This is a genomic window from Saccharothrix isguenensis (genome assembly GCF_052936305.1).
Map to the genome: position 1 here is coordinate 1,165,480 of NZ_CP193626.1, position 23,031 is coordinate 1,188,510.

Consider the following 23,031-nt stretch of genomic DNA (forward strand, 5'->3'; position numbering starts at 1 on the left):
TCAGTTGTTGGCCGCGTCGAGGCGCTTCAGCGCCGCCTTCACGACCTCCGGGTCGTACGTCGTCCAGAACGGCGGCAGCGACGCCCGCAGGAACCCGCCGTAACGCGCGGTCGCCAGGCGCGGGTCGAGGACGGCCACCACGCCCTTGTCGTTCATCGACCGCAGCAGCCGCCCGGCGCCCTGGGCCAGCAGCAGAGCCGCGTGGGTCGCCGCCACGGTGAGGAAACCGTTGCCGCCCCGGGACTCCACCGCCTTCTGCCGCGCCGACGCCAACGGGTCGTCCGGTCGCGGGAACGGGATGCGGTCCATCACCACCAGCGACAGCGCCGGCCCCGGCACGTCCACGCCCTGCCACAGCGACAGCGTCCCGAACAGGCACGTCTCCGCGTCCTCGGCGAACCGCTTCACCAACTGCCCGGTGGCGTCGTCACCCTGGCACAGCACCGGGTAGTCGACCTTGCCGCGCAACGCCTCGGCTGCCGCCTTCGCCGCGCGCATGGAGGAGAACAGCCCCAGCGTGCGCCCGCCCGCCGCGTTCACCAAGCCCTCGATCTCGTCCACGTAGGACGGTGGCAGGCCGTCGCGCCCCGGCGGCGGCAGGTGCCGGGCCACGTAGAGGATGCCGCTGGTCCCGTGCTCGAACGGCGACCCGACGTCCAGCCCGCTCCACCGCGGCCCGCTCGTGTCCGAGGGCGGTTCCTTGTCGGTCGCCGTCCCCTCGGCCTTCTTCGCTCCGGACGCCGCCGGCAGCCCCCACTGCCGCGCCAACGTGTCGAACGTGCCGCCCAACGTCAGGGTCGCCGACGTCAGCACCGTGGTCCGCTTCCCGAACAGCCGCTCGCGCAGCAGCCCGCCGACCCCCAACGGCGCCACCCGCAGCGACGGCGGCTTGTTCCGGTCCGCGAAGTCGCCCGACACCCACACCACGTCGTGGTCCTCGTCGAACGCGCCCAGGATCCGCGCCGCGCAGTCGTGCACGTCGTCCAGCAGCGACAGCGCCAGCTTGCGGGACGTCGCGCCGTCCACGTCCTCCTTGCGCTCCGGCCCCAACGACGTGATGCACGCGTGCGCCGCGTCCTTCGTGGCGCGCACGGCGCCCGCCAACGCCTGCGGCAGGCTGTCGAGCCGACCCACCGGCAGGTCCTCCAGGACCATCGCCAGGCCGTCGCTCGCCTCGGCCATCCGGTCGGCCACGCCCTGGTCGATGAGCCGCCCGCACCGCCGCGCGGCCGTGGCGACGAGGGACGCGCTCAGCTCCTCGGTCGCCACCGACGTCACCCGGTCGACCAGGTCGTGCGCCTCGTCGATCACGACCACGTCGTGGTCCGGCAGGACCTGGTAACCCTCCAGCGCGTCCACCGCGAGCATCGCGTGGTTCGTCACCACGACGTCCGCCTTGCCCGCGACGGCCCGCGCCTTCTCCGCGAAGCAGTCGACGCCGATCGGGCACTTGTTCACGCCCAGGCACTCGCGCGCCGTCACCGAGACCTGTCGCCACGCCTGGTCCGTCACGCCGGGCACGAGTTCGTCGCGGTCACCGGTCTCGGTGTCGGACGACCACTCGTGCAGGCGCTTGACCTCGCGGCCCATCTTGGACACCGCGAACGGGTCGAACAGGCCCGCGTCCTCCGGCTCGTCCGGCGCACCGGTGTGCAGGCGGTGCATGCACAGGTAGTTGCGGCGGCCCTTGAGGATGGCGAACCGCGGCTCGCGGCCCAGCTCCTTGCGCAACGCCTTGGCGAGCCTGGGCAGGTCGCGGTCGACCAGCTGGCGTTGCAGCGCGATGGTGGCGGTGGAGATGACGACCGTGGACTCCTCGGCCACCGCGTGCCGCAGGGCCGGCACCAGGTACGCCAGCGACTTGCCGGTTCCGGTGCCCGCCTGGACGGCCAGGTGCTCGCCCGTCCGGATGGCCCGCTCGACCGCCTCCGCCATGTCCACCTGACCCTGGCGTTCGGCTCCGCCCACCGCCTCCACGGCAACGGCGAGCAGCGTCCGGGTGTCGGGGATGGCGGTGGTGGCGGGCACGGCGAAGACCGTACCCGCCCACACCGTCATCCCGGTCCGGGACTCTCGCGGTCACTTGCGGTTGATCAGCGCCCACGCGGCGGGGAGGAGACCGGCGGCGAGGGCGATCTTCAGCGCGTCACCCAGCAGGAACGGCGTCACGCCCAGCTGCAGCGCCTTGCCGAACCCGACCCCGGCCGCGGCCATCAGCCACGGCACGCCGCACGCGTAGATCGCCAGGTTGCCCGCCGCCATCGTGCCGACGGTGCGCAACGGCGTCCGGTCACCGCCCCGCGCGGCGAGGTGGCCGACCATCGCGGCGGCGAACACGAACCCGACCACGTACCCGAGCGACGCGGGCGTGCCCGACGACCCGCCCTGGAACCACGGCACACCCGCCATGCCGGCGATCAGGTAGAGCACCATCGACGCGCCACCGCGCTGCCACCCGAGGGCGGCGCCCACCAGCAGGGCGGCGAACGTCTGGCCGGTGAGCGGCACGGGGCTGCCCGGCACGGGCAGCACGACCTGGGCAGCCAGGCCGGTCAGCCCGGCGCCCGCGACGACCAGGGCGATGTCACGCGCGAGGGCGCCCGGTACCAGGTCGGCGAGCACCGCGCGGCGGCCGGGAACGGCGAGGACGGACACTTGTGGACCTCCCAGAGGATCGACTTCTCCGGGAGGTTAACCGCCGGTCACCGGTCCGGTCTTCGTCGAACCCCGACAAAGTCGGGCACGTCACGCCGGACCCCGGGACCACGCCGCACGACGTCAGCGGTCGAGCGCCACCTTGCCCGTGATCCGTTCGGTGTTCCGCCGGGTCTTGGTCCACCCGTTGCGCCCGCGCGCCAACCGGACGACCGCTCGCCACGACGTGATGTAGAACGTGTAGATGTAGATCGCGTACACGAAGCCGTAGCCCACCGCGCGCCACAAGCCGAGCGAGGGCTGGCATCGCTTGCGGTACACCGGTCCCCACAGGACGAACGGCAGCAGGCCGAACATCCCGTACACCGCGAACAGGATCCACGCGCCCTCGACGAACCACGCCCACACCTCGCCCGGCTCGCTCGCCGCGCGGTGACCCAGCAGGATCAGCGGGATGGGGTAGATGAGCGTCCCCAGCAGCTGCATCCACGGCTGGGCCAGGTAGTACATCATCTCCGCCGCGCCCAACGTCGACAGGTGCGGCGAGGCCCAGATCCGCCGCACGTAGCGCATGCACTGCATGGTCCCCTGCCCCCACCGCGTGCGTTGCGCGAGGAACCTCCGCAGGCTGTACAGACCCTCCTGGTGCACGTGCGTGTCCATGGTGAACCCGGTGCGCCACCCGGCGGTCAGCAGGTGCACGCCGAGCTCGAAGTCCTCCAGCAACGACCCGCGCCACGGCCGGCCGGCCGGCCCGGCGATGGAGTCGAGCGCCGACAGCCGGGTGAACTGCCCGTTGCCGCCCATGGAGATCGTGCCGGTCACCCCGCGCGACAGCTGGATCGCCGCGATCGCGGTGCGGAACTCCAGGTCCTGCATCCGCACCAGCAAGCCGCCGACCAACCGCCGCCACCCCGGCACGCCCTCCTGCCGCACGCCCGCGTTCACCATCCGCACGTCCACCTGCACCGCGCCGATCGTGGCGTCGCCGAACAGGTGGTCCGCCGCGCACACCTCCAGGCAGTTCGGCGCGGGCCGCCCGTCGGCGTCCACCACGACGGTGACGGCGCGGTCGGTGTCGGCGTGCCGGCCCATCCACAGCTTCAGCGTCCGGTAGGCGTCGTTCAGCGCGTCGCCCTTGCCGGTGCGCGCGTGCGGCCGGTGGCGGCGCACGAGGTGGATGTTCGGGTCGTCCCGGAAGCCGTGCACGACGGCCACCGTGCCGTCGTCGGAGTCGTCGTCGATGACCCACACGTGCGCGGTGGGGAAGGCTCCCCGCAGGTACCGGACCGTGTCGCCGATGACGGCCTCCTCGTCCCGGCAGGGCACCAGGAAGTGCCACTCGAACGCGCCGGCCCGGCCGACCGGCTGCGCCTCGTGCCGCAGGTACGGGACGACGATGAGGAACACGTACGTCACGAACGCCACGCTCATCGTCAGCGCCAACGCCTGGGTGAACCCCAGCAGGACGTCGAGGGTCACCTCCGCGTCGCCAACCACACGAACGCGACCAGCGCGGCAGCGCCGCCGAACACGCTCACCATCGAGCCGAGCAGGGTGTGGCCCCAGTAGTAGCCGGTGTCCACGCCGAGCCACTTGACCAGCCCGACCAGCGTCAACACCCGGAACTGGTTCACCAGGACCACCGCGAGGGCGGCCACCGCCAGCGCGAACAGCACCCGCCGGGTGATCCGGGGCCGCAACGCGATCATCACCGCGCCGACCACGAGCAGCGGCAGGACCAGGAACGCCGACGTGCACTCCGGCGTCATCCGCAGGCCGAGCGGGCTGTCCGAGCCGAGCCCGAAGTACACGGTCTGCCGCGACGCGACGACCTCCACGCCGTCCGAGCCCAGCGCGTCGAGCAGCAGCCCGGACAGCACGATCTCGGCCGTCCGGTAGGCGCGGTGGGCCAGCACGAGCCCGGCCGCAGCCGCTACCAGTGCGATGACGATCACCCGATTGAGAGGTTCGGTGCGGGGTACGGCGCACGCCACTGAACGGGTCCTTTCGTTCGAGTTGGTCCGAGTTCGCGATCGATCGGGGATCGCCCGATAGGGCTGCTTGGAGGTCATCGGAGCGTCATAGAGCGAACTTCACCCCCGGATCGAGTGACGGTTCACCGGATTTCCGGGCAGTTGGCCCACGTTCGGTGGTGTCGATTGGGCGATTCGAGTGGACGCAGTCCCTCTTTACGGTCAGTAACCCTTAATCCGACGGGAGGAACGCCGATAGGAGCAATTACTCGCAAGATAACGTTTCGAGAAAGGACCCCCATGCGTGTGCGAATGACGCGTCGCGCCGCGGTGGCCGCACTGGTCGCCGTCGCGGCGCTGGTGGTCGGCGCCGCGCCTGCCTCGGCGGCACCCGGAGACGCCTCGGCCTACGGCGTGAAGCTCGACCTGTCGCTGCTCGGCAGTGACGCCGTGTCGGCCGGACCGTTCGCCGCCGCCGACGCGAACGGACCCACGTCCAACACCTTCGTGGGTGTGGACCTGCCGGACGTCCTCAGGACCGGTGTGATCAACGCGTCCGCGTCCAGGGACGACGACACCGGCGGCGTCCACTCGAGAGCCTCCACCGCCGACGTGCGGCTGGAGCTGCTCCAGGCCGTCACCGGCGGTGTGTCCGCCGAACTGGTGGAAGCCGAGTGCGACGCCACCCAGGCCGGCGTGACCGGCAGGTCGAAGCTGGTCGGGCTGGACCTCGGCCGGCTGGGCGCGGTCGACGCCGAGCCCGCGCCCAACACCACCGTGCAGGTCGACCTCCTCGGCGTGGACATCGCGAAGATCGTCTTCAACGAGCAGGTCCGCAACGCGGACGGCAGCCTGACGGTCAACGCCGTCCACGTCACCCTCCTCGGCGGCGTGCTCGGCTCCGTCGGCACCGGCGACCTGGTGGTGTCGTCGGCCACCTGCGGCCCGGCCGGCCTGCCCATCCCGATGGCCTCCGGCGCGGGGCTGTGGATCGGGCTCGGCCTGCTCGCCCTGTTCGGCGTCCCCGTCGCCGCCGTGGCACTCCGCCGCCGGCACGACCTCCGGGCGGTCTGAGGCATGTACAAGGTCCCCGGCAGCGGCGTCGCGGTCGGCACCGGAATCGGCTCGTTGGCGGCGACCGGCGCCGGCGTCACGTGGTGGGTGGTGGCCGGCGTGGTGCTCCTCGTGTCCGGCCTGTTCCTGACCCACGCGGTGCGCAGGCGACGACCCACAACCGACGAGTAGCGGGCGAGTGCCCCGGCGCGCGCCGACCCCCAGTCGTGCGCCGGGGCACCGCACTCCCCGAACCCACCCGACATCCGGTGAAGCCGCCTGGAGCACCTGAAGGCGTTTCGAGCGAAGGGAGCAAGGTGAAGGAAGTCGTGCTGCTGGCGGGCACCCGACCCGAGGCGGTGAAGATAGCGCCGGTGGCGCTCGCGCTGGCCGACCACCCGGTGCTCCGACCCGTGATCATCCACAGTGGACAGCACGCGGGCATGGTGGAGCAGGCGCTGCGCGCGTTCGGCCTGGTCGTGAACGTCGAGTTGGACGTGCCCCGGCTCAGCGGCAGCCAGGCCGAGCTGGTGGCCCGCCTGGTGCCGGAGTTCGACCGGGTGCTGTGCACGCGCGGCCCGGCCGTCGTCCTCGTCCAGGGCGACACCACCACCGCGCTGGCCGGCGCGCTCGCGGCGTTCTGGCGCGGCATCCCGGTGGCCCACCTCGAAGCCGGTCTGCGCACCGGCGACCTCGCGGGACCGTTCCCGGAGGAGGGCACCCGGCAGATGATCGCCCGGATCGCCTCGCTGCACCTCGCGCCGACCGACGACGCCGCCGCGTCGCTCGTCGGCGAGAACCTGCCGGACCGCGAGATCGTGGTCACCGGGAACACGGTGGTCGACGCGGTGCAGGGGATCGCCCTCGCCGACCAGCCCGCCCGCGACCCGGCCCTGGCGCTGCTCGAACGCGTGCTGGACGAGCGCTCCGAGCGCCTGGTGCTGGTCACCGTGCACCGGCGCGAGTCGTGGGGCGAGCCGCTGGAACGCGTGCTGCGCTCCGTGCGGGCGATCGCCGACCGGCACCCCGACGTGCGCGTGCTGCTGCCCGTCCACCCGAACCCGGTCGTCCGGGCGGCGGCGCGCGACGTGCTCGGCGGGCACGACCGGATCGTGGTGACCGAGCCGTTGGACTACTCGGACCTGGTGCGGGCGCTGCGCCGGGCCGCGCTGGTGCTGACCGACTCCGGTGGCATCCAGGAGGAGGCGCCGTCGTTCGGCGTGCCGGTGCTGGTGCTGCGCGACACGACCGAGCGGATGGCCGCGGTGGACGCGGGCTGCGCGTGGCTGGTCGGGACCGACCCGATCCGGATCATCGCCGAGGCCGGCTGGGTGCTCGGCTCCCGGCTGCGGCTGCCGCTGGGGCACAACCCGTTCGGCGACGGCTCCGCCGCGTCCCGGGTGCGCAGCGCGTTGGAACGACTGGTCGGTCTGCCGAGTGATTTCTCCACCTCGCCGCTGCCGCTGCGCATTCCGTGCTGAGCGCAGACCGTTATTCATCACTCGACCGGGTATTGGTTTTCCCCTTGCGGGTGGTGTGTGGCCGAGATTGTTAGCGCTCGGGCACGAAGTTCGGTAGTTCCTGGGGCCTGGGTTCGCCAGGTCCTGGTGAAAGCGAGAAGGGCAACACCATGAAGCAGATCCGAGCGCGCCGGGTCGGGGCGCTGACCGCGGCGCTCGTGCTCGGCCTCGTCGCCGCACCGCCCGCGTGGGCGGCCAACCCGGCGGGGGTCGCGTCGGTCGGCTCGGCCGAGTTCACCAAGGCAGGCACGCTGGTCAGCGTGCCGCCGCTGGCGCCGTGCGCGGTGGACGGCACGACGTCGAACCAGTCCGAGGCGGTGGTCCGACAGGGCGTCCGGTTCGGCGCCGGCACGTCCACGTGCACCACGGCGGTCGTGGACGAGGCGAACGGCACGACCACCACGACGTCCGAGGCGATCGGCACCGATTTCGAGCTGTCCGCGCTGCTGTCCGCGGGTGGTCCGCGGCTGCGCGTGGCGAACTGGAAGGTCACCTGCACCGGCACCGAGTCCGGCACGCACGCGGGCTGGTCGATCGGCGGCCTGCGCGGCTTCCCCGGCCTGCCCCAGGAGATCCCGCCCAACTACGTCCACCAGGTCACCACGTCCGACGGCACCGTCCTGGCCACCGCGACCTTCGGCGAGACGGTCCTGCCCGACCCGAACGACGGCAGCATCGCCATCACCATGCTGCACATCCGCTTCACCGAGGCGTCCACCGTCACCGGCGAGGTACGCCTAGGCGAAACCGCCTGCTCCCCCACCCCCTGACCACAAGAGCCCAACGCTCACAACACGCGAGTCCTCCACTCAGGCACCGCGAGTCGCCCACTCAGACACCGCGAGTCGCACGGCGGGGCACCTCGAACCACGGTTCGAGGTGCCCCGCCGCGGTACGTCAGCCGACGCGCGGCGTCCCCGCCAGCGTCACGCCCGCCTCGTCCAACCGCGTCAACGCGCTGTCCACGGACCCCTGCGCCACACCCGCCGTCAGGTCCAGCAGCACGGTCGTCGTGAACCCGGCCTCGGCGGCGTCCAACGCGGTCGCCCGCACGCAGTGGTCGGTGGCGATGCCCACCACGTCCACCTGCTCGACCCCTCGCGCCCGCAGCCAGTCCTCCAGCGACTCACCCGCCCCGGACGAGCCCTCGAACCCCGAGTACGCCGCCGCGTAAGCGCCCTTGGAGAACACCGCCTCCACCACCGTGACGTCCAGCTCCGGGTGGAACGACGCCCCCGCCGTCCCCGCCACGCAGTGCACCGGCCACGAGTCCACGAAGTCCGGCGTCTCGCTGAAGTGCGGCCCGGGGTCCACGTGGTAGTCCCGCGTGGCCACCACGTGGTCGTACGACGACGAAGCGACGTGCGCCGAGATGGCCGCCGCCACGGACGAACCGCCGGCCACCGCCAGCGAACCGCCCTCGCAGAAGTCGTTCTGCACGTCCACCACGATCAGCGCCTTGCTCATCGGAGCCCCCTTCACAGGAACGTCGTCGGAATCGCGGGCTCGCCGCGGGACAGCTTCAGGCCCTCCCACGGCACGGTCACCAGGGCGGCACGAAGTCGTTCCCGGCTCTCGGACAGGGTGTCCAGACCGTCCACCCGTTGTCCAGCACGGATCAGCGGCACCGCGAGCAGCCGGTCGTGCGGACCCGTTTCCGGCACCGAGTCGTGCGAGAACACGACCTCCTCCAGCGCCGTCCCGGTCTCCTTGTGCCGACGCAGCGAGCTCTTGCGCCCACCCCGAGACTCCTTGTGCGAACTGCGCTTGGCGACCGCCCGCCCGTCCACCTCGACCAGCTTGTAGACCATGCCCGCGGTCGGCGCGCCGGACCCCGTCACCACGGACGTGCCCACGCCGTACGCGTCCACCGGCTCGGCCCGCAGCATCGCGATCGAGTACTCGTCCAGGTCGCCGGACACCACGATCCGGGTGTTCCGCGCCCCCAACGAGTCCAGCTGCTCCCGCGCCTGCCGCGCCAGCACACCCAGGTCACCGGAGTCGATCCGCACCGAGCCCAGCGACGGTCCCGCGACCCGCACGGCGGTGTTGATGCCGTTCGTGATGTCGTAGGTGTCCACCAGGAGGGTCGTGTCCACGCCCAACGCCTCGATCTGCGACCGGAACGCCGACTCCTCGGTGTCGTGCACCAGCGTGAACGCGTGCGCGCACGTCCCGGCGGTCGGGATGCCGTGCCGCCGTGCCGCCTCCAGGTTCGACGTGGCCGTGAAGCCCGCCAGGAACGCGGCGCGGGCCGCCGCCACCGCCGCCTCCTCGTGCGTCCGGCGCGACCCCATCTCGATCATCTGCCGACCGTTGGCCGCACCCACCATCCGCGCCGCCGCCGACGCGATCGCGCTGTCGTGGTTGAGGATCGAGAGCGCCAGGGTCTCCAGCACCACGCCGACGCCGAACGGCGCGCGCACGGACAGGATCGGCGAGCCGGGGAAGTACAGCTCACCCTCCGGGTAGCCGTCCACGTCCCCGGTGAACCGGTAGTGCGCGAGCCAGGACAGCGTGGCCTGGTCGACCACGTTCGTGTGCTCCAGCAGTTCCAGGTCACGCTCGGTGAACGTGAAGTCGGCGATCGCGTCCAGCAGCCTGCTGGTGCCCGCGACCACCCCGTACCGCCGGCCCTCGGGCAGCCGCCGGGCGAAGACCTCGAACACGCACGGCCGCTCGGCGGTGCCATCGCGCAGCGCTGCGGCGAGCATCGTCAACTCGTAGTGGTCGGTGAACAGCGACGTCGACATGGAGCAGAGCCTAAGGCGTGGAGACAGGTGGCCCTGCGGGCTCCACCGCCGAGCGGAACATGACACCATTGGCGGTATGACCACGCCCGTCGAACAGGAGCGGACGCAGGTTGACCCGGCCGGCGAGGAGGTCCGCACCGAGGACCGCCCGTGGCAGACCCTGGTCTGGAACGACCCGGTGAACCTGATGTCCTACGTGACGTACGTGTTCCAGAAGCTGTTCGGTTACAGCCGCGACCACGCCACCAAGCTGATGCTGGACGTGCACCACAAGGGCAGGGCGATCGTGTCGTCGGGGAGCAAGGACAAGGTGGAGGCCGACGTGGCCAGGCTGCACGCGGCCGGGCTCTGGGCGACCATGCAGCGTTCGTCGTGAAGAAGTGGACGCGCACCGGCGACCAGGTGCTGGGCCGGTTCGACCGGCAGGAGGCCGCGGTGGTGCGCGGCCTGGTGAGCCAGATCCAGGACATGCTGCTGGCACGTGCGGAAGAAGCGCCGCAGGACGAGCTGGCCGAGCTGACGGGCATCCGCACCGGCCCTTCCACGCCGCCGGACGACCCGATCCTGGGCAGGCTGCTGCCCGACTTCCACCGGTTGGACCCCGACGCGCCGGACCCGGCGGAGGTCGATTCGGCCAACGCGCTGCGGTCGTTGCACGAGCCTGAGCTGCTGGACCAGAAGACCGGTGTGGCGGCGGTGGTGCTGGAGACGTGCCCGCCGGACGGTGGCGAGGTGCGGTTGGCGTTGGAGCAGGCCGAGGCGTGGCTGTCGGCGTTGAACGACGTGCGGTTGGCGTTGGGGACGGCGCTGGACGTGCAGGACGAGATGCCGGACGAGCTGCCGCCGGACGACCCGCGATCGCCGCACCTGGGCGTGTACCACTGGCTGACGTGGGTGCAGGAGACGCTGGTCGAAGCGGTCATGACCTGATGCTGCTCGGGCGTGCGCCGGGGGTGGCGGTGGTGCTGACGCCCGCCGGTGCGGTGGCCGGGGTGGACGTGCGCGGCGCGCCGGTCGGGACGCGTGAGCTGGACTTGCTGGACCCGTCGACGTTGGTGCAGCGGGTGCACGCGGTGGTGTTGGCCGGTGGTGACCTCGTTTGTGCTGACGGGGTCGTGCGGTGGCTCGCATCGCGGGGGCACGGGTTCCCGGTGGGGGCGCGGCCGTTCGAGGTGGTGCCGATCGTGCCCGCGGCGGCGGCTCTCGGGCTTGCTCCGGGGGACGGTCATGCGGCGTGCGAGGCCGCTTCGCCGTTCGACGTGCCGGCGTTGGCGGTGGTCGGTGAGACCGCGGTGGGTTTCGTCGTCGTCGATGCCGAAGTCGGGCCGGCCGAATGCCGAAGGGTCGCGATGTCGGCGCACGACGGGTTCGCGCGGGCGGGCGTGACGGTGCCGGCGACCGTGTTCGCGGTGGCCACCGGACGTCCGACCGGCACCCCGCTGAATGACCTCTGCACCACCGCCGCCGACGCCCTCGAACGCGCAACCCACCCCGCCTGACCGCACGACTCGCGGTGCCCGACCGCGCGACTCGCGGTGCCTGAGTGGAGGACTCGCGCTGTTGGGACGTGCGCCTGGGTGTGAGCGGGGTGGGGTGGGTACCCCGGGGACATGGTTGGTGTGGACAGGGCGGTTCAGTGGATGCGGAGCGGTCCGGCGCTGGACAAGGCGGCCGGGGCCTTGGCCGAGGTCGTGCCGGCGGCGCTGCGGCGACGCGAGGTGACCGAGCTGCTGGGCGTGCGGGCGTGGGGCAAGCCGGTGCACCCGGCGGTCGTGGCGCTGCCGATCGGGCTGTACGCGGCCTCGGCGGCGCTGGACCTGATGCCGGGCAGCAGCAAGGCGGCACGGGCCGTGATCGGGGCCGGGCTGGCGGCGGCGCCGGTGTCGCTGGCGACCGGGCTGGCCGAGTACGGGACGTTGGACGAGCGGCAGCGGCGCACGGCGTTCGTGCAGCTCGCGGCGAACGCGGCGGCGAACGTGTGCTACCTCACGTCGTTCCGGCTGCGCGGGCACGGGTTCGGCGTGGTGGCCAGGGCGGTCTCGGCGCTGGGACTCACGGCACTCGCCGCGGGAGGGCTGCTGGGCGTCCAGCCGACGCACCCGGCGAAGGCCGGGACGGCGGCGCGCCGGCACCAGCCACAGGAGGGCACGGGAGGCGTCCGCGAACCGGTGTAGTGCGAGTTCTCACACCGCGGGACACCTTCCACCACCACGTAGGATGAAGGCGTGCTGGTGATTCGCCGTGACCTCGTGGACGCGATGGTGGAGCATGCCCGTCGCGACCACCCGGACGAGGCATGCGGGATCATCGCGGGCCCCGAGGGCTCCGACCGCCCGGAGCGGTTCGTCGCGATGGACAACGCCGAGCGCTCGCCCACCTTCTACCGCTTCGACTCGGCCGAGCAGTTCCGGGTGTGGCGCGAGATGGACCGCAACGACGAGGCTCCGGTCGTCATCTACCACTCGCACACCGCGACCGAGGCGTACCCGTCCCGCACGGACGTCTCCTACGCCGGTGAGCCGGAGGCGCACTACGTCCTCGTCTCCACCCGGGACCCGGAGCAGCACGAGCTGCGCTCCTACCGGATCGTGGACGGCGTGGTGACCGAAGAACCGGTCGAGGTCGTGGAGTCGTACATGTTCGCCCACACCGGCACGGACGACACGCCCGACTGTCCCTGAGCCGAGTCTTCGTCCCAGCCCTCACCACCCGGTTCCTCGGAGGTTCCAGCATGGCCGTCATCGTCTCCATCCCCACGATCCTGCGCACCCACACGGGCGGGCAGAAGTCGGTCGAGGCCGCGGGCGCGACGCTCGCCGAGGTCATCGACGACCTGGAGACCAACCACGGTGGCCTGAAGCAGCGCCTGGTCAAGGAAGGCGCGCTCCACCGGTTCGTCAACGTCTACGTCAACGACGAGGACGTGCGGTTCGCGGGCGGTCTCGAAGCGGCCGTCAAGGACGGCGACACCGTGACGATCCTGCCGGCCGTCGCGGGCGGCTGACCGACTCCGGAGGACGCATCGTGGCCCGCTACGAGTCACTGCTCGACGCGGTCGGCGGCACGCCCCTCGTGGGCCTGCCCCGGCTGTCGCCGTCGAAGGACGTGCGGCTGTGGGCGAAGCTGGAGGACCGCAACCCGACCGGCTCGATCAAGGACCGCCCCGTCCTGACGATGATCGAGGAGGCCGAGCGGACCGGGGTGCTCACGCCGGGCTGCACGATCCTCGAACCGACGTCCGGCAACACCGGCATCGCCCTCGCCATGGCCGCCAAGCTCAAGGGCTACGGCCTGGTGTGCGTGATGCCGGAGAACACCTCCGCCGAGCGCAAGCAGCTGCTCCAGGCGTACGGCGCGCGGATCGTGTTCTCGCCCGCTGCCGGCGGCTCGAACCAGGCCGTGGCGCTGGCGAAGGAGCTGGCCAAGCAGAACCCGGACTGGGTCATGCTCTACCAGTACGGCAACCCGGGCAACGCCGGCGCGCACTACCACGGCACCGGGCCGGAGATCCTGAAGGACCTGCCGACGATCACGCACTTCGTCGCGGGCCTGGGCACCACCGGCACGCTGGTCGGCGTCGGCCGGTTCCTGCGCGAGCACAAGCCGGACGTGCAGATCGTCGCGGCCGAGCCGCGGTACGGCGAGCTGGTGTACGGGCTGCGCAACCTCGACGAGGGTTTCGTGCCCGAGCTGTACGACGCCTCCGTGCTGACCGGCCGCTACTCGGTCGGCTCGTACGACGCGCTGCGCCGGACCCGTCAGCTGCTGGAGGTGGAGGGCATCTTCGCGGGCATCTCCACCGGCGCGATCCTGCACGCGGCGCTGGCCGTGGCGGAGAAGGCGGCGGCCCGCGACGAGTCGGCGGACGTGGCTTTCGTGGTGGCGGACGCGGGCTGGAAGTACCTGTCCACCGGCGCCTACGCGGGCACGCTGGACGAAGCCGCGGAACGGCTCGACGGCCACCTCTGGGCGTGACATCGGGACGTGAACAGCGAGAAGGGCCCCGCGGCGACGCGGGGCCCTTCTCGTGTCAGCCGGTTCTGTCGTGTCAGCCGATCGTGCAGGGGCCTCCGTTGAGCCTGAACGAGCTGGGCTTGCCGGTGTTGCCGCCGTGCGTGGCCTGGAAGCCGATCGAGACCGATCCGCCGGGGCTGATGACGGCGTTGTAGCCGACGTTGGTCGCGTTGACGATGCCGCTGGTGGGCGAGTAGGTCGCGTTCCAGCCGCTGGTGATCGTCTGCCCGTTGGCCAGGCCGAACCCGAGCTGCCAGCCGTTCACGGCCGCGGTGCCGGTGTTGACGATCGTGATGTTCGCCGTCAGGCCGGTGTTCCAGACGTTGTCGACGTAGGTCACGCGGCACCTCGGCACCGGTGAGGTGGTGATGGTGCCGGTCGTCTCGGTCGTCGTCCGCGTGGTGGTCGTGGACGACGTGGTGGTGGTCGTGGTGCCGGTGGTCGTCGTGCCGGTGGTGGTCGACGCCGTGGTCGTGGTGGTCGTGTCGCCCGGCTTGTCGAGGCCGAAGAACTGGATGGCGCGCAACGCCATGCCCGACGACATCAGGTTGTGGCCGACGCCCTGGAGGGAGATGGCCTCGACCTTGTCGCCGTAACGCGTGCGCGTCCAACCGGGCTGCGGGCTGTCGGTGGACGTCGGCGTGGTGGACAGCCCGTGGACGTTGGTCCACTGGTCGATCTGCTCGCCGAAGTTCGGGTACCGCAGGGTGTCGTCCGCGGTGCCGTGCCACGTCTGCATCCGCGGGCGGGCGCCGGTGTAGCCGGGGTACGCGGCGCGCGCGATGTTGCCCCACTCCTGCGGTGTCCTGAGCACCTGGCCGTTGGCGCACGCGCTGTTCCAGCCCGAGCCGTCGGTGGTGGCGAAGCAGCCCGCGGGCACGCCCGCGAACGCCGCGCCGGCCTGGAACACGTCGGGGTAGTTGGCCAGCATGACGTTCGTGGTCATCGCGCCGGACGAGACGCCGGTGACGAACACCCGGCCGGTGTCGCCGTTGTGGCGCTGGAGCACGTACCGGACCATCGACATCAGGCCGACGGGGTCGCTGCCGCCGTCACGCCGCAGCGCCTGCGGGCTGGACACGTCGAAGCACTGGCCGCTGCGGGTGGCCGACGGGTAGATCACGATGAACCCGTACTGGTCGGCCAGCCGGGCGAAGTCCGTGCCCGAGTGGAACGCCGGGCCGGTGCCCGTGCAGTAGTGCACCGCCAGCAGCACCGGCGGCCTGGCCTGCGTCCGGTCCGGCACGTACAGGTGCATGCGCAGGTTGCTGGGGTTCGTGCCGAAGCCGGTGACCTCGGTCAGCGTCGCCGCCGAAGCCTGCGGTGCGGCGACGAACGCCAGCACGAAAGCCGCTGCTGCGGCCAGGGAAGTCACGATCGCGCCGAGCGCCTTCATGGAGCCACCACCCGTCCGGTGTTGTCGATGCGGCCGGGGCGCAGGCCCTTGGCCCGGAGGCCTCGGACGATCTGCGACACGGCGTTCACTGTCGTCTCGTAGCCGGCGTGCGTCAGGACGATGCCGCCGGCGGTGGCCCCGGTCGCGGTCCTGATCGCGTCCGACGTGGTGGACGGCTCCGAGGCCGGCTGCGGTGCGGCGCACAGCGGCGCCACAGCCGGAAGGTTTCCCAAGACCATCCCTACTCCTTGAGGATCACGGCGAGAGTTGTCGTCACTATCTGTCACGCCCCGGCTCCGGACAATGAGTTTCGTGGATGTTGCGAGTCTCAAATGGCCCGTTGAGCTGCGGGAACGTTCCGTGCGTCCGTTCGGTCCCATGGTTGCGCGGTGAAAGTTTCGACCGGCTGCCCGGCGCGCTCGACCATTCGGCGTCAACGGTCGCTCCGGACCGCGCTCCGGTCATCGATGCAATTCTTTGAATATGTATTCGATGCATTCCCCTGAGTCCGGGTTGAGACATCCGAGTGAACCCGCACGGTATTCATTGTCGGCCCTTGTCGCGTGCGGTATTCCGCATTTTCTGCGAGTGTCGGGCTGCTATCGTTCGGCCCATGCAATTGACGGTGCTCGGGTGTTCGGGCAGTGCGCCGGGGCCTGATCTACCCACCTCCGGGTACCTGGTGGAGGCGGGCGGCGTGCGGATCGTGGTGGAGCTCGGCAGTGGCGTGTTCGGCGCGCTGATGCGGCACTGCGATCCGTTCGACCTCGACGCGGTGTTGTTGTCGCACCTGCACCTCGACCACTGCGCCGACTTCAGTTCGCTGACCGTCTACCGGCGTGAGCATCCCGAACCGCCTTATGACGTGACCGAGCGCCGGCTGCCGGTGTTCGCGCCGTCGCACGCGCCGTCCCGCCTCGCCGCCGCGCACGCCGCCGATCGCGCGTCGTTGGCCCGGACGGACCTGTCCGAGACGTTCGACTTCGTGCCGCTCGCGCCCGGTCGGTACGCCGTGGGGCCGGTGGACGTCGAGGTGGCCGCCATGCGGCACATCTGCGAGGCCTACGGATTCCGCATCACGTACGAGGGTGTGTCGCTGGTGTTCTCGGGCGACACGGTGCCGTGCCCGGAGTTGGTGCGGCTGGCCCGGGGTGCGGACCTCCTGCTGGCCGACTCGGCGTGGCGGGCACAGGCGGGGCGCGCCAACTACCTGCACATGAGCGGCCGGGAGGCGGGCGAGGTCGCCACCTCCGCCGGTGTCGGACGGCTGGTGCTCACCCACGTGCTCCCGTGGTCCGACCGCGAGGGCGTCCTGGCGGACGCCACGGAGGCCTTCTCCGGCCCGGTCTCCCTGGCCACCCCCGGCGCCACCTACACCCTCACCCCGTGAGTCCTACCTCCAGAACGCGTGAGTCCCACGTCCGGAACACCCGAATCCCACGCTCGGAACGGCGGGCGCTCAGCCCGCGAACGCCGAGGACGGAAGGCCTTCGCCCACTCCCGGCAGCACCAGCACCGAACCGGCCAACTCGCTCAACGAGCCCTCGCTCAGCCCCACGCGAGCCGTCGTCACGTACAGATCGGTGAAGTCCGGCCCGCCGAAGCAGCACGCCGTCGGCTGGCCGACCGGGAGTTCGATCTCCAAGTCGAGGTCGCCGTCCGGCGTGTACCGGTGCACCGCCGCCCCGCCCCACAACGCGACCCAGATCGCCCCGGACGCGTCGACCGTGAGGCCGTCGGGCAACCCGCGGTGCACCCGGGCCAGCGGACGGCGGTTCGTCGCCTCCCCGGAACCCTCGTCGAAGTCCAGCACGTCGACGCGCCGCTCCGCCGAGTCGATGAAGTACATGCGGGTGGCGTCGGGGCTCCAGCCGATGCCGTTGCTGACGCCCACCTTGTCCAGCACGACGTTCGCCTCGCCGGTGGGCTTCACCCGTGCGAGCCAACCGTCCGGCTCCTCGTCGTAACGCATCGTGCCGGCCCACAGCCGGCCCGCCGGGTCGACCGCGGCGTCGTTGCCCCGCACGCCGTCCCGCGCCCAGTACACGAGCCACGTCTTGGCGCCGTCCCGGTCGATCAGGGCCACGCCGTCACGCAGGTTCACCACCAGGCCACCGGCGGTCCGGGGCTTCGCGGCCCCCACGTGCTGCGGCATCTCCAGGACCGCGTCGTCGTCGCGCCACGGGCTGTAGCGGTGCACCTCACTGCCGAGGACGTCCACCCAGAGGAGTGTTCCGCTGGCGTGGTCCCACGTGGGGGCCTCACCCAGCGCGGCTTCGGCCCGCACCGCCACTTCGATCGACACCGGCACAGCCTACGGTCACCCGCTCACCCCCCACCCGCAATTCGCGAGTCCTCCACTCAGACACCGCGAACCCGCCGCTCAGGCACCGCGAACCGACCGCTCAGGCCGTTGGACAGCCCGCTCGAACGCCCGCGCGACGCGTAGCCTGGATCACGTGGACCCCTTCACACCGTCACCCGAGGTGGTCGCCGCGCCCGAACGGGCCAAGCCGCCGGCCAAGCGCGTCGTGCCGCCCAAGCCCGTGCTGTCGGCCGTGGTCGTGCTGGGCTTCGTCGGCCTGCTGTACGTGGTCGAGGCCGTCGACACCGTCCTCGGCGGCGCGCTGGACGACGACGGCGTGATCCCGCGCGACTTCGACCAGTGGGACAACATCCTCTGGTACCCGCTCCTGCACGGCGACTGGACGCACCTCACCGGCAACGCGGTGCCGCTGGTCGTCCTCGCCTACCTGGCCACGTCCGGCGGGATCAAGCAGTTCTTCCAGATCACCGCCGTCATCTGGCTGACCAGCGGACTGGGCGTGTGGATCTTCGGCTCCTACGGCAGCCACATCGGCGCGTCCGGCCTGGTGTTCGGCTTCCTCGTGTTCCTGCTGGTGCGCGGTGCGTTCGCGCGCAGCCCCCTGCAGATCGTGCTGGCCGTCGTGGTCTTCGCCCTGTACGGCGCGGCGCTGTGGGGCGTGCTGCCCGGCCAGCCCGGCATCTCCTGGGAAGGCCACCTGTTCGGCGCGCTCGGCGGCGTGCTCGCTGCCTGGGGCGTCGCCCGGGACGCCCGGAAGGACGCCCGGACTACGCTCGTCGCGTGACCGTCACCGCCGATTCGCCCATCGGGATCTTCGACTCCGGAGTCGGCGGGCTGACCGTCGCACGGGCGATCATGGACCAGCTCCCCGGCGAACGCATCCGGTACGTCGGGGACACGGCGAACTGCCCGTACGGCCCGCTGCCGATCGCCCAGGCCCGCGAGTTCGCCCTCGAAGTCACCGACCGGCTGGTCGCCGACGGCGCGAAGCTGCTGGTCATCGCGTGCAACACCGCCTCGGCGGCGTGCCTGCGCGACGCGCGGGAGCGTTACGACATCCCGGTGATCGAGGTCGTGCTCCCCGCCGTGCGCCGTGCGGTCGCCACCACCCGGACCGGCAAGGTCGGGGTCATCGGCACGCACGGCACCGTCACGTCCGGCGCGTACCAGGACGCGTTCGCCGCCGCACGCGAGATCGAGGTCACCGCCGTCGCGTGCCCGAGGTTCGTGGACTTCGTGGAACGCGGCACCACGTCCGGCCGGCAGGTGCTCGGCATGGCGCAGGCCTACCTGGAACCGCTGCAGCGCGCCGGAGTCGACACGCTCGTCCTCGGCTGCACGCACTACCCGTTGCTGACGGGCGTCCTGCAGATCGTGATGGGTGACGGCGTGACGCTCGTCTCCAGCGCGGAGGAGACCGTCAAGGACGTGGTCCGGGTGCTGACGGAGCAGGACCTGTTCCGCGACGGCGACCCGGATCAGCGGTTCGGCTGCACCGGACCAGTGGAGCAGTTCGGCCGCCTGGCCCGGAGGTTCCTGCCCGGCCTGGAGAACGCGACCTTCCACGCCCACGGTTGACCTGGCACGCTCCACGGGTGCTGTTGACCATCCTCGGCTGCTCGGGCAGCCTGCCGGGACCGCACGGGCCCGCATCCGGCTACCTCGTCGAGGCGGATGGCTGCCGGCTCGCGATCGAACTGGGCAGCGGTGCGCTGGCCGCCTTGCAGGCGCACCACGACCAGTTCTCGTTGGACGGCCTGCTGTTCTCCCACCTGCACCCGGACCACTGCAGCGACTTCACCACCCTGGCCGTCACCCGCCGCTACCACACCCATCCGCCGTACGACACGCGTGAACACCGGCTGCCCGTGCACGGGCCGTCCGAAGCCGCCGACCGGTTCGCCCGCGCGTACGCGGAGACGGCCGACGAGCTGCTCACCACCGACCTGTCCGACGTGTTCGACTTCCACACCCTCACCGACGGCTCGGTGACCACGATCGGGCCGTTCGAGATCACCGCCGTCCGGGTCGACCACCCCACCGAGGCGTACGGGTTCCGCATCGCCACCGAGACCGCGTCCTTGGCGTACACGGGCGACACGGGGCCGTGTGACGCGTTGCTCGGGCTTGCCGGCGGTGCGGACGTGCTGCTGTCGGAGGCGACGTGGACGCACGCGCACGACCGGCCGCTCGGCCGGCACCTGTCCGGCGTCCAGGCGGGCCGGCTGGCGGCGGACGCCGGGGTCGGGCGGCTGCTGCTGACCCACATCGCGCCGTGGACCGACCGGGACGCCGTGCTGGCCGAGGCGCGCGACCAGTTCAGGGGGCCGGTGGAGGTCGTCGCCCAGGGGGACGAGTACGCGGTTGACGAGCCGGTGGTGCGGGTAATCGGCGGCCATGGCAACTGATGTCGTCGAGCTGATCCTGGCGGACCACCGCAGGTTCGAGGAACTGTTCCGCTCCCTGCGCGACCGGGAATCCGACCGGTCGACGCTCCTGTCGGAGTTGGCGGCGCTGCTCGTGGCGCACGCCGAGGCGGAGGAGTCGGAGGTGTACCCGGCGCTCAAGCGGTACAAGGAGGTCGACGACCACGAGGTCGACCACGGCGCGGAGGAGCACGCCGAGGGGCATCAGGCGCTGCTGGCGCTGATGGAGGTCGCCGACACGCAGTCCGAGGAGTGGGAGAGCAGGCTGGAGGAGCTGGTCCAGGCGCTCAACCACCACGTGGACGAGGAGGAGCGCACGATCCTCAACGACACCCGGCAGCAGGTGCCCGACGAGCGGCGGGAGGAGCTGGGCCGGTTGTTCGCGGAGATCCGGCAGGACAGGTTGGACGACAACTGCGGCGACCTCGCCTACGTGCGCAAGATCGCGGCGGCGACGGAGGACCGGATCGACTAGCGTCGATCGGGTGTCGGACGTCGAGGTGAAGCTGGTCGGTCAGCACGATTTCGTGGCCACGAACGGGCGGGGCGCGTCGGTGCGCGTCGGCCGGAAGGGCGCTCCAGGGGCGTTCACGCCGGTGGAGCTGTTGCTGGCGGCTGCGGCGGGCTGCGCGGCCGTGACGGCGGAAACCCTCGTCACCCGCCGCGTGGACGGTGGTCTGGTGGCCCGTGCCGACGACGTGCGCCCGGCCGGTGAGCACCAGTTGGACGCGATCCCGATCGCGCTGGACTACGACACCTCGCAGCTGGACGCCACCCAGCGCGCCGCCCTGGAGTCGGCCGTCCGCCGTGCGATCGAGCAGCTGTGCACCGTGACCCGAACCCTCAAGGCCACCCCGCCCACCCCCGTCACCCTCCCCACCTGATCCACGCACCACCCCAGACCCGCGTGCGTCCTACGTGCACGTGTTCCGAACGCAGGACTCACGCGGGGGTGGTGGCGACGCCGTCCCAGACGGCGGTCGAGCCGCTGTGTCCGATGCGGACGGTCTGGACGGTGGCGGCGGCGCCCGCGGCGACCACGAGGACGGAGACCACGACGGCGATCCGGCGCCAGGTCTTCGGAACGGCCGGGTCGTCGGCCGCGGCGGCGCCTTCGCGGTCGGCCAGGCGGCCGGCGACGAGCAAGGCCACGACGACCACGCCGAAGCCCAGTGCGAACGGCAGCAGGTCGTTGCCCAGCGACGCGTGCCGCTCGATCAACGGGTTGCCCAGACCCGCCATCCGCGCGTACAGCTGGTCGCCCGCCCACTGCGCCAGCGGCACCGAGCCGACGCCCAGCAGCGTCACGCCCATCAGGGGCCAGGCGTACTTCCGCCGCCACCGCGGCACGACCGCCAGAGCGGCGGCCCCCGCGGCCGCCATCGGGAGCAGCACCACCACCGCGTGGACCAGCAGCGGGTGCGCGGGAAGACCGAAGATCGTCACCAGGTCGTCTGCGAGTGCCATGCCTCTCCCTACGCCGGTGGGTCGCTCCCGGGTTCAGCGACATAGGGTAGTGCCGTGCTGAGGACCGATGGCAGGAACGACGACGTACTGCGCGACATCCGGATCACCCGCGGCTTCCAGCAGTGGCCGGCCGGGTCGGTGCTGATCGAGTTCGGCAACACGCGCGTGTTGTGCGCGGCCAGCGTGACCGAGGGCGTGCCGCGGTGGCGCTCGGGCTCCGGTCTCGGCTGGGTGACCGCCGAGTACGCGATGCTGCCGTCGGCCACGCACACCCGCAGCGACCGCGAGTCGGTGAAGGGCCGGATCGGGGGACGCACGCACGAGATCAGCCGTTTGATCGGGCGATCTCTGCGGGCGTGCATCGACCTGGCCGCGCTGGGCGAGAACACGATCGTGATCGACTGCGACGTGATCCAGGCCGACGGCGGCACCCGGACCGCCGCCATCACCGGCGCCTACGTGGCCCTCGCGGACGCCGTCACGTGGCTCGGCGCGGCGGGCCGCCTCGCCGACCCCCTGCCGCTCTCGTGCGCCGTGTCGGCCGTGTCGGTCGGCGTGGTGGACGGCCGCGTGCGCCTGGACCTCCCGTACGAGGAGGACTCGCGGGCCGAGGTCGACATGAACGTGGTCGCCACGGACGCCGGCACGCTGATCGAGGTGCAGGGCACCGGCGAAGGCGCCACGTTCGCGCGCTCGACGTTGGACAAGATGCTCGACCTGGCGCTGGCGGGCTGCGCGGAGCTCAACCGGATGCAGGCCGAGGCGCTGGCCCTGCCGTACCCCGGCGTGCTGCCCGAGCCGAGGGGGAAGCGGAAGTGAAGCTGCTCCTCGCTTCGCGCAACAAGAAGAAGCTCGGCGAGCTGCGCCGCATCCTGCTGGCCGAGGGCCTGGCCGGGATCGAGGTGCTGGGCCTGGACGACGTGCCGCCGTTCCCGGAGGCCCCGGAGACCGACCCGACGTTCGAGGGCAACGCCCTGGCCAAGGCGCGGGACGCGTTCAACGCCACCGGGCTGCCGTCGGTCGCGGACGACTCGGGCATCGCGATCGACGCGCTGAACGGCATGCCGGGCGTCCTCTCGGCCCGCTGGTCCGGCGTGCACGGCAACGACGTGGCCAACCTGGAACTGGTGCTGGGCCAGCTGCGGGACGTGCCGGACGAGCGCCGTGGCGCGGCGTTCGTGTGCACGGCGGCGTTCGTGGCGGGGTCGGACGAGGAGACCGTGGTGCGCGGCGAGTGGCGCGGCACGATCACCCGCGAGCCGCGCGGCGAGAACGGCTTCGGCTACGACCCGATCTTCCGCCCCGAGGGCCACGACGTGACGTCGGCCGAGCTGACCCCGGAGCAGAAGGACGAGGTCTCCCACCGGGGCCGCGCGCTGCGCCTGCTGCTGCCGCACCTGCGCGAGCTGGCCGGGTAGGGGCCCGCCGCCGACGAGCGGCGGGCG

The 23,031-nt window shown here is 71.8% G+C and carries 29 protein-coding genes; 19 read left to right on the forward strand and 10 right to left on the reverse strand.

The genetic code is table 11. From position 1 onward, the window contains the following. The 4 genes from ACRAKI_RS05640 to xrtP all read right to left on the reverse strand — a co-directional run bounded on the left by ACRAKI_RS05640 (nt 1) and on the right by xrtP (nt 4,613). Entirely contained in the window at nt 1-2,028 is a 2,028-nt protein-coding gene (locus tag ACRAKI_RS05640; protein ID WP_447005983.1) for an ATP-dependent DNA helicase, read from the reverse strand. A gap of 51 nt (nt 2,029-2,079) precedes the next feature. Beyond that, nucleotides 2,080-2,655, reverse strand: coding sequence for a biotin transporter BioY (locus ACRAKI_RS05645; RefSeq protein ID WP_447005984.1), 576 nt, complete (start codon nt 2,653-2,655; stop codon nt 2,080-2,082). Nucleotides 2,656-2,778: 123 nt separating this feature from the next. Next, a complete protein-coding gene (locus ACRAKI_RS05650; protein ID WP_447008343.1) occupies nt 2,779-4,089 on the reverse strand; it encodes a glycosyltransferase family 2 protein in 1,311 nt (436 codons plus the stop codon). A gap of 44 nt (nt 4,090-4,133) precedes the next feature. Beyond that, nucleotides 4,134-4,613, reverse strand: a complete 480-nt coding sequence (gene xrtP, locus ACRAKI_RS05655; RefSeq protein WP_447005985.1) for an exosortase P — start codon at nt 4,611-4,613, stop codon at nt 4,134-4,136. Nucleotides 4,614-4,931: 318 nt separating this feature from the next. Here xrtP and ACRAKI_RS05660 point away from each other — a divergent pair, with 318 nt between their 5' ends. From ACRAKI_RS05660 to ACRAKI_RS05675, 4 genes are all read left to right on the forward strand, one after another. After that, complete coding sequence (locus tag ACRAKI_RS05660; protein ID WP_447005986.1) at nt 4,932-5,705, forward strand: choice-of-anchor P family protein; 774 nt, start codon at nt 4,932-4,934, stop codon at nt 5,703-5,705. A gap of 3 nt (nt 5,706-5,708) precedes the next feature. Continuing rightward, nucleotides 5,709-5,876: an LPXTG cell wall anchor domain-containing protein gene (locus ACRAKI_RS05665; protein WP_447005987.1), complete on the forward strand. Its 168-nt coding sequence runs from the start codon at nt 5,709-5,711 to the stop codon at nt 5,874-5,876. Between the two features lie 125 nt (nt 5,877-6,001). Next, nucleotides 6,002-7,165 (forward strand): non-hydrolyzing UDP-N-acetylglucosamine 2-epimerase, encoded by a 1,164-nt coding sequence (gene wecB / locus ACRAKI_RS05670; protein ID WP_447005988.1) that lies wholly within the window; start codon nt 6,002-6,004, stop codon nt 7,163-7,165. Between the two features lie 149 nt (nt 7,166-7,314). Continuing rightward, the gene (locus ACRAKI_RS05675) at nt 7,315-7,974 is read left to right on the forward strand and encodes a hypothetical protein (protein ID WP_447005989.1); all 660 of its coding nucleotides are present in this window, start codon (nt 7,315-7,317) and stop codon (nt 7,972-7,974) included. A 127-nt stretch (nt 7,975-8,101) separates the two neighbouring features. Here the strand turns inward: ACRAKI_RS05675 and ACRAKI_RS05680 are convergent, their stop codons facing one another. Beyond that, nucleotides 8,102-8,671, reverse strand: coding sequence for a nicotinamidase (locus ACRAKI_RS05680; protein WP_447005990.1), 570 nt, complete (start codon nt 8,669-8,671; stop codon nt 8,102-8,104). A gap of 11 nt (nt 8,672-8,682) precedes the next feature. After that, on the reverse strand, nt 8,683-9,957 hold the full coding sequence (locus ACRAKI_RS05685) for a nicotinate phosphoribosyltransferase (RefSeq protein ID WP_447005991.1): 1,275 nt from the start codon (nt 9,955-9,957) through the stop codon (nt 8,683-8,685). Between the two features lie 76 nt (nt 9,958-10,033). Here ACRAKI_RS05685 and clpS point away from each other — a divergent pair, with 76 nt between their 5' ends. The 7 genes from clpS (at nt 10,034) to ACRAKI_RS05720 (ending at nt 13,932) form a co-directional block, all read left to right on the forward strand. Beyond that, nucleotides 10,034-10,333 (forward strand): ATP-dependent Clp protease adapter ClpS, encoded by a 300-nt coding sequence (gene clpS / locus ACRAKI_RS05690; RefSeq protein ID WP_447005992.1) that lies wholly within the window; start codon nt 10,034-10,036, stop codon nt 10,331-10,333. Then, nucleotides 10,330-10,887, forward strand: a complete 558-nt coding sequence (locus tag ACRAKI_RS05695; RefSeq protein WP_447005993.1) for a DUF2017 domain-containing protein — start codon at nt 10,330-10,332, stop codon at nt 10,885-10,887. Before clpS ends, ACRAKI_RS05695 begins: the two co-directional genes overlap by 4 nt. After that, nucleotides 10,887-11,456 carry a peptidase S58, DmpA gene (locus tag ACRAKI_RS05700; protein ID WP_447005994.1) on the forward strand — a complete coding sequence of 190 codons (570 nt, stop codon included), beginning with the start codon at nt 10,887-10,889 and terminating at the stop codon, nt 11,454-11,456. Before ACRAKI_RS05695 ends, ACRAKI_RS05700 begins: the two co-directional genes overlap by 1 nt. Before the next feature lie 141 nt (nt 11,457-11,597). After that, nucleotides 11,598-12,131 carry a DUF2231 domain-containing protein gene (locus tag ACRAKI_RS05705; RefSeq protein WP_447005995.1) on the forward strand — a complete coding sequence of 178 codons (534 nt, stop codon included), beginning with the start codon at nt 11,598-11,600 and terminating at the stop codon, nt 12,129-12,131. A 51-nt stretch (nt 12,132-12,182) separates the two neighbouring features. Further along, nucleotides 12,183-12,638 carry a Mov34/MPN/PAD-1 family protein gene (locus tag ACRAKI_RS05710; RefSeq protein ID WP_447005996.1) on the forward strand — a complete coding sequence of 152 codons (456 nt, stop codon included), beginning with the start codon at nt 12,183-12,185 and terminating at the stop codon, nt 12,636-12,638. Nucleotides 12,639-12,688: 50 nt separating this feature from the next. Further along, nucleotides 12,689-12,961 carry a MoaD/ThiS family protein gene (locus ACRAKI_RS05715; RefSeq protein WP_158846499.1) on the forward strand — a complete coding sequence of 91 codons (273 nt, stop codon included), beginning with the start codon at nt 12,689-12,691 and terminating at the stop codon, nt 12,959-12,961. Between the two features lie 20 nt (nt 12,962-12,981). Next, nucleotides 12,982-13,932 carry a PLP-dependent cysteine synthase family protein gene (locus ACRAKI_RS05720; protein WP_447005997.1) on the forward strand — a complete coding sequence of 317 codons (951 nt, stop codon included), beginning with the start codon at nt 12,982-12,984 and terminating at the stop codon, nt 13,930-13,932. Nucleotides 13,933-14,005: 73 nt separating this feature from the next. On the opposite strand, the gene ACRAKI_RS05725 is transcribed toward ACRAKI_RS05720, so the two are convergent. Together ACRAKI_RS05725 and ACRAKI_RS05730 are read right to left on the reverse strand one after the other, a co-directional pair. Further along, nucleotides 14,006-15,367 (reverse strand): extracellular catalytic domain type 1 short-chain-length polyhydroxyalkanoate depolymerase, encoded by a 1,362-nt coding sequence (locus ACRAKI_RS05725; RefSeq protein ID WP_447005998.1) that lies wholly within the window; start codon nt 15,365-15,367, stop codon nt 14,006-14,008. Then, complete coding sequence (locus ACRAKI_RS05730) at nt 15,364-15,606, reverse strand: hypothetical protein (RefSeq protein WP_447005999.1); 243 nt, start codon at nt 15,604-15,606, stop codon at nt 15,364-15,366. Before ACRAKI_RS05730 ends, ACRAKI_RS05725 begins: the two co-directional genes overlap by 4 nt. A gap of 374 nt (nt 15,607-15,980) precedes the next feature. Here ACRAKI_RS05730 and ACRAKI_RS05735 point away from each other — a divergent pair, with 374 nt between their 5' ends. Further along, complete coding sequence (locus ACRAKI_RS05735; protein ID WP_447006000.1) at nt 15,981-16,757, forward strand: MBL fold metallo-hydrolase; 777 nt, start codon at nt 15,981-15,983, stop codon at nt 16,755-16,757. 69 nt (nt 16,758-16,826) lie between these two features. Here ACRAKI_RS05735 and ACRAKI_RS05740 read toward each other — a convergent pair whose 3' ends face one another. Further along, the gene (locus tag ACRAKI_RS05740) at nt 16,827-17,672 is read right to left on the reverse strand and encodes an SMP-30/gluconolactonase/LRE family protein (RefSeq protein WP_447006001.1); all 846 of its coding nucleotides are present in this window, start codon (nt 17,670-17,672) and stop codon (nt 16,827-16,829) included. A gap of 154 nt (nt 17,673-17,826) precedes the next feature. On the opposite strand from ACRAKI_RS05740, the gene ACRAKI_RS05745 reads away from it, so the two are divergent. The 5 genes from ACRAKI_RS05745 to ACRAKI_RS05765 are packed head-to-tail and all read left to right on the forward strand — an operon-like array spanning nt 17,827 to nt 21,003. Next, nucleotides 17,827-18,477 (forward strand): rhomboid family intramembrane serine protease, encoded by a 651-nt coding sequence (locus tag ACRAKI_RS05745; RefSeq protein ID WP_447006002.1) that lies wholly within the window; start codon nt 17,827-17,829, stop codon nt 18,475-18,477. Next, complete coding sequence (gene murI / locus ACRAKI_RS05750) at nt 18,474-19,271, forward strand: glutamate racemase (protein WP_447006003.1); 798 nt, start codon at nt 18,474-18,476, stop codon at nt 19,269-19,271. The genes ACRAKI_RS05745 and murI overlap by 4 nt, the downstream gene beginning before the upstream one ends. Nucleotides 19,272-19,288: 17 nt before the next feature. Then, nucleotides 19,289-20,101 (forward strand): MBL fold metallo-hydrolase, encoded by an 813-nt coding sequence (locus tag ACRAKI_RS05755; protein ID WP_447006004.1) that lies wholly within the window; start codon nt 19,289-19,291, stop codon nt 20,099-20,101. After that, a complete protein-coding gene (locus tag ACRAKI_RS05760) occupies nt 20,091-20,594 on the forward strand; it encodes a hemerythrin domain-containing protein (RefSeq protein ID WP_447006005.1) in 504 nt (167 codons plus the stop codon). The genes ACRAKI_RS05755 and ACRAKI_RS05760 overlap by 11 nt, the downstream gene beginning before the upstream one ends. Before the next feature lie 10 nt (nt 20,595-20,604). Continuing rightward, nucleotides 20,605-21,003 (forward strand): OsmC family protein, encoded by a 399-nt coding sequence (locus ACRAKI_RS05765; protein WP_447006006.1) that lies wholly within the window; start codon nt 20,605-20,607, stop codon nt 21,001-21,003. A gap of 58 nt (nt 21,004-21,061) precedes the next feature. Here the strand turns inward: ACRAKI_RS05765 and ACRAKI_RS05770 are convergent, their stop codons facing one another. After that, the gene (locus ACRAKI_RS05770) at nt 21,062-21,586 is read right to left on the reverse strand and encodes a DUF2231 domain-containing protein (protein ID WP_447006007.1); all 525 of its coding nucleotides are present in this window, start codon (nt 21,584-21,586) and stop codon (nt 21,062-21,064) included. 54 nt (nt 21,587-21,640) lie between these two features. On the opposite strand from ACRAKI_RS05770, the gene rph reads away from it, so the two are divergent. After that, a complete protein-coding gene (gene rph, locus ACRAKI_RS05775) occupies nt 21,641-22,405 on the forward strand; it encodes a ribonuclease PH (RefSeq protein WP_447006008.1) in 765 nt (254 codons plus the stop codon). Further along, nucleotides 22,402-23,004, forward strand: coding sequence for an RdgB/HAM1 family non-canonical purine NTP pyrophosphatase (rdgB, locus tag ACRAKI_RS05780; RefSeq protein ID WP_447006009.1), 603 nt, complete (start codon nt 22,402-22,404; stop codon nt 23,002-23,004). Before rph ends, rdgB begins: the two co-directional genes overlap by 4 nt. The last annotated feature ends 27 nt before the right edge of the window (nt 23,005-23,031 follow it).

Excerpts from the sequence above, each read along its gene's own strand:
- ACRAKI_RS05650 (WP_447008343.1), bottom strand. The coding sequence starts at position 4,089 with ATGAGCGTGGCGTTCGTGACGTACGTGTTCCTCATCGTCGTCCCGTAC.
- ACRAKI_RS05660 (WP_447005986.1), top strand. The coding sequence starts at position 4,932 with ATGCGTGTGCGAATGACGCGTCGCGCCGCGGTGGCCGCACTGGTCGCC.
- ACRAKI_RS05665 (WP_447005987.1), top strand. The coding sequence starts at position 5,709 with ATGTACAAGGTCCCCGGCAGCGGCGTCGCGGTCGGCACCGGAATCGGC.
- ACRAKI_RS05675 (WP_447005989.1), top strand. The coding sequence starts at position 7,315 with ATGAAGCAGATCCGAGCGCGCCGGGTCGGGGCGCTGACCGCGGCGCTC.
- ACRAKI_RS05680 (WP_447005990.1), bottom strand. The coding sequence starts at position 8,671 with ATGAGCAAGGCGCTGATCGTGGTGGACGTGCAGAACGACTTCTGCGAG.
- ACRAKI_RS05685 (WP_447005991.1), bottom strand. The coding sequence starts at position 9,957 with ATGTCGACGTCGCTGTTCACCGACCACTACGAGTTGACGATGCTCGCC.
- clpS (WP_447005992.1), top strand. The coding sequence starts at position 10,034 with ATGACCACGCCCGTCGAACAGGAGCGGACGCAGGTTGACCCGGCCGGC.
- ACRAKI_RS05700 (WP_447005994.1), top strand. The coding sequence starts at position 10,887 with ATGCTGCTCGGGCGTGCGCCGGGGGTGGCGGTGGTGCTGACGCCCGCC.
- ACRAKI_RS05705 (WP_447005995.1), top strand. The coding sequence starts at position 11,598 with ATGCGGAGCGGTCCGGCGCTGGACAAGGCGGCCGGGGCCTTGGCCGAG.
- ACRAKI_RS05715 (WP_158846499.1), top strand. The coding sequence starts at position 12,689 with ATGGCCGTCATCGTCTCCATCCCCACGATCCTGCGCACCCACACGGGC.
- ACRAKI_RS05725 (WP_447005998.1), bottom strand. The coding sequence starts at position 15,367 with ATGAAGGCGCTCGGCGCGATCGTGACTTCCCTGGCCGCAGCAGCGGCT.
- ACRAKI_RS05730 (WP_447005999.1), bottom strand. The coding sequence starts at position 15,606 with ATGGTCTTGGGAAACCTTCCGGCTGTGGCGCCGCTGTGCGCCGCACCG.
- ACRAKI_RS05735 (WP_447006000.1), top strand. The coding sequence starts at position 15,981 with ATGCAATTGACGGTGCTCGGGTGTTCGGGCAGTGCGCCGGGGCCTGAT.
- ACRAKI_RS05760 (WP_447006005.1), top strand. The coding sequence starts at position 20,091 with ATGGCAACTGATGTCGTCGAGCTGATCCTGGCGGACCACCGCAGGTTC.
- ACRAKI_RS05770 (WP_447006007.1), bottom strand. The coding sequence starts at position 21,586 with ATGGCACTCGCAGACGACCTGGTGACGATCTTCGGTCTTCCCGCGCAC.